The 12,205-nt window shown below is 57.7% G+C and carries 10 protein-coding genes; 1 reads left to right on the forward strand and 9 read right to left on the reverse strand.

The window, feature by feature from the left end; translation table 11 throughout:
• Positions 1-46: 46 nt before the first annotated feature.
• The 8 genes from ETAA8_RS21500 to ETAA8_RS21535 all read right to left on the reverse strand — a co-directional run bounded on the left by ETAA8_RS21500 (position 47) and on the right by ETAA8_RS21535 (position 9,887).
• Positions 47-1,303 carry a tetratricopeptide repeat protein gene (locus ETAA8_RS21500; protein WP_202921164.1) on the reverse strand — a complete coding sequence of 419 codons (1,257 nt, stop codon included), beginning with the start codon at positions 1,301-1,303 and terminating at the stop codon, positions 47-49.
• 217 nt (positions 1,304-1,520) lie between these two features.
• The gene (scpB, locus tag ETAA8_RS21505; RefSeq protein WP_145093111.1) at positions 1,521-2,429 is read right to left on the reverse strand and encodes an SMC-Scp complex subunit ScpB; all 909 of its coding nucleotides are present in this window, start codon (positions 2,427-2,429) and stop codon (positions 1,521-1,523) included.
• Positions 2,430-2,440: 11 nt separating this feature from the next.
• Positions 2,441-4,063 (reverse strand): multiheme c-type cytochrome, encoded by a 1,623-nt coding sequence (locus ETAA8_RS21510; RefSeq protein ID WP_202921165.1) that lies wholly within the window; start codon positions 4,061-4,063, stop codon positions 2,441-2,443.
• 99 nt (positions 4,064-4,162) lie between these two features.
• Positions 4,163-5,329, reverse strand: coding sequence for a DUF1573 domain-containing protein (locus tag ETAA8_RS21515; RefSeq protein ID WP_145093115.1), 1,167 nt, complete (start codon positions 5,327-5,329; stop codon positions 4,163-4,165).
• A gap of 59 nt (positions 5,330-5,388) precedes the next feature.
• Entirely contained in the window at positions 5,389-7,782 is a 2,394-nt protein-coding gene (locus tag ETAA8_RS21520; RefSeq protein WP_145093117.1) for an O-antigen ligase family protein, read from the reverse strand.
• Entirely contained in the window at positions 7,779-8,918 is a 1,140-nt protein-coding gene (locus ETAA8_RS21525) for an MraY family glycosyltransferase (RefSeq protein WP_238397489.1), read from the reverse strand. Before ETAA8_RS21525 ends, ETAA8_RS21520 begins: the two co-directional genes overlap by 4 nt.
• Before the next feature lie 112 nt (positions 8,919-9,030).
• Positions 9,031-9,498: a RidA family protein gene (locus ETAA8_RS21530; RefSeq protein WP_145093119.1), complete on the reverse strand. Its 468-nt coding sequence runs from the start codon at positions 9,496-9,498 to the stop codon at positions 9,031-9,033.
• A gap of 47 nt (positions 9,499-9,545) precedes the next feature.
• Entirely contained in the window at positions 9,546-9,887 is a 342-nt protein-coding gene (locus ETAA8_RS21535) for a rhodanese-like domain-containing protein (protein ID WP_145093120.1), read from the reverse strand.
• Positions 9,888-10,044: 157 nt separating this feature from the next.
• Between ETAA8_RS21535 and ETAA8_RS21540 the strand changes: the two genes are divergently transcribed.
• Positions 10,045-11,316, forward strand: coding sequence for a CCA tRNA nucleotidyltransferase (locus tag ETAA8_RS21540; RefSeq protein WP_145093123.1), 1,272 nt, complete (start codon positions 10,045-10,047; stop codon positions 11,314-11,316).
• Here ETAA8_RS21540 and ETAA8_RS21545 read toward each other — a convergent pair.
• The gene (locus ETAA8_RS21545) at positions 11,303-12,019 is read right to left on the reverse strand and encodes a FadR/GntR family transcriptional regulator (protein ID WP_145093126.1); all 717 of its coding nucleotides are present in this window, start codon (positions 12,017-12,019) and stop codon (positions 11,303-11,305) included. The two genes, ETAA8_RS21540 and ETAA8_RS21545, sit on opposite strands and share 14 nt — an antisense overlap.
• Positions 12,020-12,205 lie beyond the last annotated feature (186 nt).

Raw genomic sequence — 12,205 nt, forward strand, 5'->3', positions numbered from 1 at the left:
AACTCGGCGGTCAGGCGAATCACGCGCGGCTACTACGTTTTGTTAACTACTCGGTAACAGGGGGGAGCAACTGCGGAGTCTCGTCGTCCGCAATCCGGTACGAGCCGTCGGGTTGCGCCGCAGGAACTTGCTGTGGATACGCAGTTGGCTGAGGAGCCGCGAACGCAGTGGGTGCGGAGGGGGGCTGCTGCGTATTCGCCGGCGCGGTCGGGAAGACGATCTCGACCGGATTGCTCGTCGTTTGCGAAGCCTGCTGGAATGGACTCTGGCCGGTCGGCGCCGTCCGTTGAACTGGGCCCGCTTGGAACAGGCTGAGCGCTTGTTGCCGTTGATCCATTGGCTGTTGAGCATTCACTTGAGCATACGGCTGTTGGACGTTCTGCTCGGGAACGCCACCCATTTGGGCCAGTAGTTCGCGTGCGGCGCTAAGTTCCGGTTCAACTTGTAATGCTAAACGCAGGTGCTGGGCTGCTTCTTCCTGCTTACCCCGACCGACAAGCAAGTAAGCCAGGTTGTAGTGCGCGGCACCTTCGCTGTTGAGCGCTTTGAGATGGCGGAAGGCTTCTTCGGTGCGGCCATTTTCGACGAGGACTGTCGCCAGGTTATTGCGATACTTGGGATCCTTGGGAGATCGTTCGCAGGCCATCGTCAAATGTTCGACGGCCCGAGCAGCGTCCTTTTGGCGGGCGTAGCACAGTCCGAGGTCGTTCTGTACAAGACCACTCTTAGGATGGGCCGCCGCGGCGCGATTATAGGTTTCGATCGCTTTTGGGAAGTTTCCCTGGCGGTCGTACAACCGACCAATACTAATGAGTGAGGCGAGATCGTTGGGCGCGACCTTCAGGGCCTTTTCATACTGCTGCAGCGCTTCGGGGAACTTCCCCTTGGTTTCGTACATCCGGCCAGCAGCGATCAGAATATCGGGAGTGATTGCTTTCGTCTTGCTATCCAAGCTGGTTGGGTCGTCGGTAGGAACTGCTGACTTGGTTCCCTTCCAAGCGAACACCGAACCCACGGCCGCCGTCGACTTGTTCCACGCGTTGCTGACGTAGTTACCGCTCGTGGCCTTTGGTTGCTGATAGGCACCTCCAGCACCGGACGAGAAGTCTTGCGACAGACCATCGTATTTCTGCTTGCCGACATCGGGTGTCGCCGAGCTGAACATGCCCCCCGTGCCACCAGATCCGCTGCCCCACCAACCCCAGGGCGATTTGCAGCCTGTATTTAGTGCACAGACCAACAGGGTGCAAGTTGCGACGAAACGCAACGTACGACGACCGAACGATGGTTGATATTTCTTCATCGTGCACCTCTCCTCGCAACAAACAGCCTCTCCGGCTTCGAACAGCCGCGACGCATGTCTTGCCGCGGTTCGGACGCGACGAAGCGCGCCCCTGTTTGTCATCGTCGCGCGGGCCAAGTTGGCTAAAGTCGAATCGTGCCGACAATGCGCAGGATGCTGAGAAGAACGAATGCGCTGCTAGCGAAAACATCCGCTGGCAGCGTTCCGTTGGCGAAGCTTAGAGTCCCTTTTCACCTTCAAGGCTCTGCGGCAAATCACTCAAGTCATCGAGACCGAAAAGATCGAGAAACCGACCAGTCGTAAGAAACTGTGGCGGTGCCTTTGGTTCGGCTCGTTGGACCCGTAGAACATCGCGGCGAACCAATTGTGATAGCACGGCACCACTGGGTTTGCCGCGCAGCCGTTCGACTTCGTCGGCGGTGATGGGTTGCTGATAGGCAACGATTGCCAGCACATCGACGGCCGATTGCGACAGACGGGCTTCTTTCACCCGGCCATAAAACCGATCGCGAATCGGCCCCCACTCGCGACGTAGTTCCAACCGATAACCGGCCCCATGCGCGGCAACGTGATAAACGGAGCCATCGCGTTCGTAGCTATCATTCAGCTCTTGAACCAGTTCGTCGATTTCTGCTGGCCGCACGCCACGCATCAGGCCGGCGATTTGTTGACTGGTGAGTGGCTCGCCTAAGGGATGACCGACAAACAACATCGCTTCGAGAATTGTCAGTGGCGTGACTTCCGCGGCGTCATCGTCGTCCCCATCAATTACGTCGAGCGGTTCGTCATCGCTCTCCGCAGACGTTTCCTTCGAACTCTCAGGCGCGACAGTTGTCTCAGCTTCAACTCGCTTGGCCGCGGCTTCGTAGGGATCGGCCGCCTCGGTCATGAGCGAAGCGTAGGCCTGGCCGAATTCTTCTAACGACAGGCCCGCATCATCGGGCTCTTGAAAATGCGCCAGACCAAGGGACTCAGCGATTTCTGCGGGATCGGGATCTTCAAACACGACTACGCGCGGTGTCGAGGCCGAGCGCGGCCCACGTTTGTTTACAGCAGTTGCGTTTGGCTGCTCGTCGGGCGTAGGCGCGGACGGCACATCGGACTTCGCGGACTTCTTGCGTGCCATCCAGGTTCAACCTAATCCTTCCCCTTGTGCTCGACATCTTTCCAATACTTCTCGAAGGCCCCCTTCACGTGAAAATCGGGGCTGTTGTCGAGATCGTGGCACTCCATGCACTTTCGCTCGGCCACACCGCCAGCCAGCGACAGTTTCATGGCGTCGCGCCGGCTGGTGACTTCCGCTTGAGCCAGTTGCACCGTTCCACTTTCGGCTTCCACGTGCGCGGAACCAGGACCGTGGCAGTTTTCGCAACCGTTGTGCCGCATCAGCGGAGTTTCTGTCAGTGAGGTGTAGCCCGAGGTAAAGGGAAAGAACTTTTGTGGTTCCCAACCCGTCACGTGGCAACTAAGACATTCGGGATCGAAGTGCCGCGCGATATGGCCTCTTTCATTTGGCGGCTTGACGAGTGAATCTGTCGCGTGCGAGTGAGGAGTATTCTTCCAAACTTCGAAGGCCTTGGTATGGCACTCGCCGCACTTATCGGAACCAACAAAATGCAAACCCGACGGATGGGGCTGCGGTCGCAAGCCAAGTTCCGATAGTCCCATTTGTTCGAGTTGCTGTTGATAGTCGGCCAGCAACTGCAACATTGGCGGCGAGTCTTTCCACTGGCTATCGAGTGGAACCCGTTCGTAACGTAGCGGTTGTTTGGCATCATCGAAGACACCCACGACGCCAACGTACATTCCCTTCGTTCCTACCTGGGCCATCATTGTTTTGCCACCAGGGATCTTTTCGAGTTCCAAGGTCGGTTCACCAACGCCGCCGGCAGTAACTACCAGATCAAAGAGTGGCGCTGCAGCAGCCAACTTACGACTTTCTTCCAGCGTCGCATGACAGAGGAGTACATATAGATCGCAGTTCTGGGCCTTCAGTTCGGCACTCACTTTCTCGAGTGCTGCAGCGGCCGGTTCATGCACCAGTTCGTCGCCAGCCAACTTTTGTTCGAGGGAATCACCCAGTATTCCCGTGATGCCGATCTTCTTACCGCCCGCTTCGATGATCTTGTAAGTCGGCTGAAGATCGCGCGCCAGCACCGCGACATTGGCGCTGACGAAGATGCTCGGCTGATCATCGGGATTGGTAGCCGCGGTCAATTCACCCGCCGTTAAACGAAGATCATCGGCTCCCAGCGTGACTGCCTGATAGCCCATCGCTCGCAAGGCTTCGGCAGTTCGCTGGAACTTGATCTCGGGCTGTTTGCCGAAGCGTTTGCTTTGACTGCCAACATCGACGGGAACCACATTCCAACCCCGTTTCTCTCGCAGGTCGTTGAGCAGCGATTGCCTGCGAGCCAAACCACCTTTTTGATTCGCGAGGCCGGTACAGCCACACGGTTCGATATATCCTTGCTGTTGACCGGTAACAAGAAAGACCAGCTTTGGTTCTGGCCACCCCGCAAACAGCGGCTGGGTGGGGATTTTCTTGGTGGTGGCCGCTGGCGGTTGTTCTGGCGGCAATTGCACCGCGGGAGTAACGGTGGATTGCTTTGTCAGTTCGCTTGGTGGAACCTCGGGTTGAGGATCGTCAACTTTCTGATCAGTCTCACTACTCGACTGCTGAACCGGAACTTCCGGCGGTACGGGGGCCGGCTTTTCATTGCAGCCGAGCCACAGGAACGAACAAGCCAGCGTCGTCACGCAGACTGCTAGAATTCGCTGTAAATCCGTTCCACCCACTCGCATGACGACCTACTTCCGTGTCAGGTTTAACTCTCAAATATCAATCGGGCTCGCGGCCTACTCTGTCACCGCGTATCGCACCAGAATCACGAACTCTTTGATTCGCGGGTGCGTGGCGGCGATCCGAATTACTCCCGCATTTTCTGCTGTCGTACCGAGCTTTGAAATCGGCTTGGCATCTTTGGCAATCGAAATGGTGAGCGGGTAGCGTGCCACCTGCGGGTTGTCATTCGATTCCTTGCCAAGTTCAGCCAACAATCCGGTGGGTTCGGTGCCCGCCAGAGTTAACTTCGTTTCGCTTCGATGCGGACCTTTCACCAGCACATGCACGGTAACCGACTTACCTTTGCCAGCAGCCACAGGCCCAAACCGGACGATATTCTGCTCGCTGACAACGTCGGGACCAACCAGTACGATATCGCCGACAACCTTCCCTTCGATAGGAATCTCCAAGGGGGACGTCGCCGATAAATTGGTGGTCAGGCGGATTGTCTGCGCCACGCTTCCCAGTGGCAAGCCGGATTTGACTCGAATCGTAGCCTCAACGCCCGATTTCGCCCCTTTTTCGGCAGCGACTTCTTCTGTGGTGAGGGGGCGAAACTCAGCCGAAAATGGCTCGGCGCGGTCGGTCGCGAGAAACTCGTGCTTGACAACTGCTAGCGGCTCTTCGCCTCGGAACGAAAAAATCTTCAGCTTCCCGGTTGTATCTTCGCTGGCCGAGAACGTGCCCAGCGAAAGATGTCCCCGGTCGGGCCGAAGAGCATCAATGATTTTGCCGTAGACATGCAAACGCACGATGGGCTGACGCGGATCGGTGGTTTCGACTTCGGCGGACTGCGAAAAATCGACATCGCCGGTTTTTGCATTCCAGTTCAACTTCACAGGCATGATCTTGCCCGGCAGCAATTCGCCGTCTTGCATTTCGCTCATCGTGCATTTGCAGGTCGTTTGACCTTTTTCCAGCCGCAACGGCTGATCGCCATCGTTCCGGATTTGAAACGTATGCTCCCCTTCGGCGTGACGATCCATTTGGCCGAAATCAAAAGTACTACCACCGACGAGCGTAACCTTCGGCCCTTTATCAGTGGATGGCGCAGACTTATTACTGGCAGCAAGGTAGGGAACTGTTGGCAACTGCTCGCCCGAGAATTCCTGCCGCGTGCTGGCGACGCCTAGTCCCACGCCAACCGCCAGACTCACGACGACGAACACAAGATTCTTCATAGCTAAAAACTCTGAAAGCGGAGTTGTTGAGCGCTGGCTGTCGCAGACTGGCAATAGCCTCAATTGCTGCTTGCGCCATCCCGCAAGCGGGCTACTACTTTCGCTGCGTTTTCGGCAGCAAGTTTCTCTGCTACGACCGGTTCCTTCGTTAGTGGCCAATGCGGATCGTACAGCATTCTTTGTTCTAACTTCTGTTCTACGTGCGGGCAAAGGGCGTCCAATTCTGCAGCACGCTTGGCCGCCTCACTGGCATCAGCTTTCCGACCCTGTTCATCATAGACGGCTGCCAATTGCGCGCGCAAGAACGCGTTATTCGGGTAGCACTTCACGGCAGTTTCATACGCCCGGGCAGACTCGGCCAGCAGGTCGGTATTCTTAATGCGGCGCGACGCAAATAGCAGCCAGTCCCCCCGCTGCTGATGCTGAGTAAAGTGATGTGGCGACGACTTTTCAAATTCATCCATCGCGTCGACAAACTGCTTCCAATTGCGGGAGGAGGGATTAACCAGCCAGGCACCGAATTGTAAGTTTGCCAGAAAGCGCCGCGCCGTGGACGACCAAGGATCTGCCGCAATGGCCTGCTCGATGTATTCAACGGCCAACGACATCCGCCCTGCCTGTCTCTCTTCGCTGGCGTTCGCCAACAGCTGCTGGCTCGCCATGACCGGAACATATTCGGTGTAATTGCAGGCTATGAGGGCGACGAAGCACAACCCGGCCAAGATCCAGTTAATCGCTTGCTGGGGCGATTGCAGGTTCAGTACAGCCGGCGATTGTTGACTCGCAGAACTTTCGCTCTGGTTGCCTCGCATCGCGATTGCCCACAACAACCAGGCCGAATTCACGACCCCCGGATAAATCGCCGCCCCCGCAGCGAGCAGGTTCACCAAAAGTGCAACTAGCGCGATCACAATTGCCGAACGGGGCAGATCTCCGCGATCAATCCAATTGCCCAGCAGATATATTCCGAGTCCGAACGAAAGAAAGCCCGTGATCCAAACGACAGGCAGTCCCAGTGCAGTGTCGCGTGGATCGAAACTCGTTCGCGTCGTTTCGAGTGGATCGAAGACAATGAAACCAAGCAGGCCCGCCAACATCAAGCCTACGAAGGCTCCCACGAGAATGCCAAACGTGCTGATTTGCCGGCCGCTCGCTCCCTCCTGCTCATCACGAGATGCAACTGTTACCGCAGAATCGGCAAGTTCCGAATTGCTTTGGCGAGCAAGCTGCCACGCCGTCGTAAAGATCAATGCCACCAAAGCCAACAGAGCCGGAGTCCCCGCAGTGCTCCAGACCTCTAGCAAAAAGTTGTGTGGGTCCGCGATGGTTTCACTTGCCTCGGGCAACTTGTGCCCGGCATAGCGTTCCTGAAAATTGCCGGGACCAACGCCCAGCCAAGGATGGTCGCCAATCATCGCGGCTGTAGCTCGCCAGTATTGCAAGCGATAAAGCACCGACTTGGGGGACTCGCTGAGCACTTCGGCATCGAGCCCGTTGGTCGCGACCGCACCGAGCCCAAGCAGCAACACAACCGCCGCAATTCCCGCCGGCCAGCGCCAATCGAGTTGCCAACCCGAGCGGCGACCAAACATCAAGATCAAACCACAGCCACCAGCAGCGGCAAGCCAGGCGGTTCGGCTTTTCGTCAAGATGAGGACCGCGAATACGATCACCGCTATCGCAATGAACACCGTCACCGTGGGCAAAGACTCACCTTTCTGCACTAACCAAAATGCCAAGGCGAAAGCCACCAACATCCAGGGCAACAAGAACCCGGCCAATGAATTCGTGAGTGCGAACTCGCCTACTGGCTCCAGACTATTGATGCGATTCTCTGCCAAGGTGAGCAGCGGGCCGGCGGCGTCGGCTGATACGTCCATCTGTTGCAGAATCGCTTGCGGATTCTTTTTGAATTCATTGCGCAGGGCGGGCTGAGTAACCGAATATTGATAGAAGGCATGCAGTGAAACAGCGACGGCGAGCAACATCATCACGACCACGATCGCGCGAGTTTCTTGTCCCGTCAACAACTGTTGCCGCATCACAATTGCCAGCGCGCCGTAGGCAACCCATTGCCAGGCTGCGTTCCAGGCATGCCGCTCGTTGCCATCGCAGAGCGCGGCGCTGAGCAGATGCCAACCGACGATCACCGCAATCCACAGGTCGGGCCACGCCCAGCGGCGATTTGCCTCGACGGAGATTACCGAACCAAGGAGCGAAAACAGGGCAAGTGCCAGCCAGAGAATGTACCAACTAGCGCCAGTTCCCTCGGAAACAATTGACTCGCTGGCGACGAGCGGCGTTGAAACGAGCAGCGCAGTGGCGATGGCAAGAATGGCGGGGCGAACGTAGTTGCTGAAGACCACTGCCACCTGCCCAATCGAGGACGCAGAGCTCTCCCGGGCGTGAGACGACGCTTCTGCGGACGCATGCTGACCGCGGCGACGTTTCATGGCTGCTTGATCTTTCGCCTGGCGGTGGTTTCCAAAATGGCGATCAGAGACAGCGTGCAGCCGACGATCATCATCAGCAACACGGCCCCCAGAGTATCGACCCGGTGCAACAAGACCGCCGCGAGCCCGCACATCGCAGTGGTCAGGTAGACCGTCAGCACGGCCTGTGGCTTCGTTAACCCTAATTCTACGAGCCGATGGGAGAAATGGTTCTTGTCCGCCGCAAAAATACTTTGCCCCGCGCGAATCCGAATCGCCAGGACCGTAACCAGGTCGTACAGCGGAACCGCCATCACGCAGAGGGGCGCGAGAATCGCGTGCCGAGTCTCGCCGTGATAACCAGTGTAACTGGCGAGCAGCGTCGCGACGGCAATGTTAAAGCCGACGAAATAGCTGCCGGCATCGCCCATGAAGATTTTCGCCGGGGGACGATTGTGCCACAGAAAGCCGAGCAGGGAACCAGTCAGCACGAGCAGGAATCCCGCGACAAATAACTGCGGACCGGGCGAATCTGGATTCGGGGCAATGAGCATCACCGCGGCCAAAAATCCCGCCGCGATTGTCGCGATTCCTCCCGACAGCCCGTCCATGTTATCGAGCATGTTGAACGAATTAATCAGCGCGACGATCCACAGCACCGACAGCATTCCCGTGAACCAAGGCTGGTCGATGAAGACTGTTAGCCGCAGATTGGGAATGAAATAGACGCACGCTGCGGCCACGGCAAATTGAGTTGCCATGCGGACCTGCCACGACAGCCCCCAGCGATCGTCAGACAGCCCGAGCAACATGAGCACGGTTCCCGCCAGGAGCAGAATCCACAGCTTCAGCATTTGTGCGTGAATTCCCGCCAAATGAGGCCGGGCGAAATCGGGAACCAGTTCTTGCCAGGAGCTGTTTGCGCCGATCAGTGTGAGAGCAAGTTGCCCCGCGGCAAATGTTCCCACCACGCCAAGCCAAATGCCAATTCCACCACCTAGAGGAGTTGGCGTGACGTGAACCTTGCGCGCTGCCGGATGATCGACCAACCCCCAGCGTGGACTGAGCCAGCGCATCAGTCTGGTTCCAATCAGCGCCAGCGCGAGCGCGGGGATAACTGAGCCCAGCAGGAAGAACAACGTTTGGCGAAAAGTCATGGGAGAAAAGGTTTTCCAGCGGGCCGAGCGAGACAAGTTTGTCCTGGCATTTCTCTAGTCGGCCGCAGTCTCCTCTATCTTACTATCCCAGGCATTTCGCGACGATGTGTTCTTACGACTCCAACTCAAAAATCGCTTCGATCTCGACCGTGATGTTGCCCGGCAATGAGCCCATGCCAACGGCGCTGCGAGCACCGACGCCATTATCGGGCCCCCATACGTCCCGCCACAGTTCGCTGCAGCCGTTGATGACCGCCGGATGCTTGTCGAATTCTGGCACTGAATTCACCATGCCCAGCGTCTTCACCACGCGTTTCACGCGATCGAGGCTGCCCAAGTTGGTGCGCAGGGTCGCGAGAATCGCGAGTCCCGTTTGTCGCGCGGCGATGAACCCGGCTTGCTGATCGACTTCGGAACCCACCCGCCCAACGTACAGCGAACTATCACTCTTGAGCGGACCGTGCCCGGAGACATAGGCCAGATTGCCCACGATGACGATTGGCTTGTACACGCCCATAGCCTTGGGGGCGGGGGGAAGTTCGAGCTTGAGTTCCGCGATTTTCGCGTCGGCAGTTGTCATGAAGTCACCCGTGGATCTGGAGTTCGTAATTAAGAAATGGGGGGAGCTTAGTAGCGTGGCACGCTGGGGTCGACGATTTGCGACCAGGCATCAATGCCGCCAGCCATGTTTTGCACTTGCGAAAAACCTTGTTCGCGGAGCCATTGCGTAACTCGCATGCTGCGGCCGCCATGATGGCAGTGAACCACAATGTGCGAATTCTTCAGCGGTTCGAGTTCGCCAAGCTTGCCCGGGATTTCACGCATCGGAATCAGTTTCGAGCCAGTGATGTTGGCAGCCTGATATTCGCCCGGCTCACGGCAATCGAGCAGGGTGAAGTCGGCACCGGAATCGAGCAGTTGCTTCACCGCCTGCACATCGATTTCCCACGGGCATGGTTCGTTCGTCATGAATTTGTTCTGGGCAAAGGTTAGGAGTGGTCCAACCGGCAGCGATTGTCAGCCTGGGTCGGGCATGTCATTCTAACGAGCACCTCGCCGGGCGAAACTCCCGCCCCGGCTTGTTCGTGGCATTCTTCTGTTGGCGAACAATAGAAACAAACGACCTGTGTCATCGACGTACGATCCTGCCGCCGCCCGTGCATTTGCCGTCGATGTCGTGCGCAAGCTGCGCGACGCCGGCTATCAAGCGTTATGGGCCGGTGGCTGCGTTCGCGACCAGCTCATGGGGCGCCAGCCGAAGGACTACGATGTCGCGACCAGCGCGCGCCCCGAACAGGTGCGCGAGGTTTTTGGCCAGCGGAAAACATTAGCCATCGGGGCCTCGTTTGGCGTGATCACCGTCATCGGCCCCCGCGACGTCGGTCAGCTCGACGTCGCCACGTTTCGCCGCGACGCAGGTTACAGCGACGGCCGTCATCCCGATAGCGTGACATTCAGTGACCCGCACGAAGATGCCCAGCGGCGCGACTTCACGATCAATGGCCTGTTCTTCGATCCCCTCGCCGAACAGGTGATTGATTACGTCGGTGGGCAGGATGATTTGCAAGCGGGGATCATCCGGGCCATCGGCCAGCCTTTGCAACGAATTGCCGAAGATAAATTGCGGATGCTCCGCGCGGTTCGCTTTGCCGCCACGTTTGCATTTGTGATCGAAGCCGAAACCATGGCTGCAATTCGTAGCCAGGCGAGTGAACTGGTGATCGTGAGTGCGGAACGAATCGCCGCTGAACTGCGCCGCATGCTCACGCTCGAACGGCGGCGCATTGCCGTCGAACTGCTGGCCGAGTCTGAACTTCTCGAAGTCTTTCTTCCCGAAGCTCGTGGTATCCACACGCTTGCCTGGTCGCAAACCCTGGAGATTATCGCTCGCATAAAGGCACCGACCTTTCCCCAAGCATTTGCCGTCCTGCTTCGTCCGCTGGCATCTTCGCCGGCGGAACTGGCCACCCTCTGTGAAACGGTTTGTCGTCGGCTCAAGCTCTCGACGGACGAGATTTCACTCATCCAGCGACTGCTGCGCGAAGAGCCAATGATTCGCGGCGCGAGCAAACTAACCTGGCCGCAGTTGCAACGATTGCTGGTTACACCGGGATCGGATGCGGTCCTCGCGTTCACCGAGGCTGTCTCACAAGTGATCGATGGCGAGGCCGATGAGGTAGTTGCTTGCCGGCGCATGCTCGAACTGCCTGCCAAGCTGCTGAATCCGGTACCGCTCATTACGGGCGAAGATCTGAAGCGACTTGGGATGAAACCGGGAGCGCACTTTCGCACCATCCTGGATCGGGTTCGTGATGCCCAACTCGATAGCCTGATCAACACTCCGCCTGAAGCACTCGCGCTGGCGACGAAACTGGCCGCGGAAATTAAGGAAGCTTAGGCGTTTGGCCCGCCGCCAGGTCGCGTTCGATCAGGCGGATATGCTGACGCATGGCGGCTCGCGCAGCGACGGGGTCACGAGCCTTGATGGTTTCAAAAATGCGCAGATGCTCTTCGAGCGCGAGCTTGGTTCCGGATTGGGTCAGCGTGCGGCGACGAGATTCGCGCAACAGCTGCGCGACCGTTTCCAGTAACAGGACGAAGAGAGGATTATTGGTGGCTGCAGCCAGAGCGCGATGAAAGTTGATATCGGCTTCGATGCACTCTTCCAGAGTCGCGGCGGCGGCCAGTTGCTCGTTGGTCGCAGAGATGGCTTGCAACTGAACGTCGCTTGCTCGCTCGGCAGCCAATCCGGCAATTTCAATTTCCAAGGGCTGGCGGACTTCTGTTAGGTGCTGCAGCGAACCGCTCCCGCGGCTGAGCAGCGCATCGAGACTGATAATCGCGGCCTGCGGATCAGCAGACTTCACCCGCGGCCGGCGACCTTGTGAAATCTCGACTAGGCCCTGCGTGCAGAGAATACGCATCGCCTCACGGATGACCGTCCGCGAGACCCGCAGCGTCGTTGCCAGATCTCCTTCAGAGGGCAGCGATTCACCCGCCGCTAGTTTGCCGCCGACGATCTGCTCACGCAGCCGCTGCACGACTTCATCCACTCGATTCGTGAGCCCGAAAAGTTCGCGGGCGTCAGTTGTAGCGGGCATTGCCTAAGAACTCCAATACGACTGCCTAATCCTACTTATACTATAGGGTAAATCGCGTCGCGGCAAACAGCGAACGACATCAAATCTCGTCATATGTGACCATTTTTCGACATTAATCGATTGACTAGCCTGTCCGAAATCAATACGATACAACCTGTATGATAAGTTTTTCGAGCCGGGAGCACT

Origin of the sequence: Anatilimnocola aggregata (genome assembly GCF_007747655.1) — a bacterium.
In the GTDB taxonomy this organism is placed as follows: Bacteria; Planctomycetota; Planctomycetia; order Pirellulales; family Pirellulaceae; genus Anatilimnocola; species Anatilimnocola aggregata.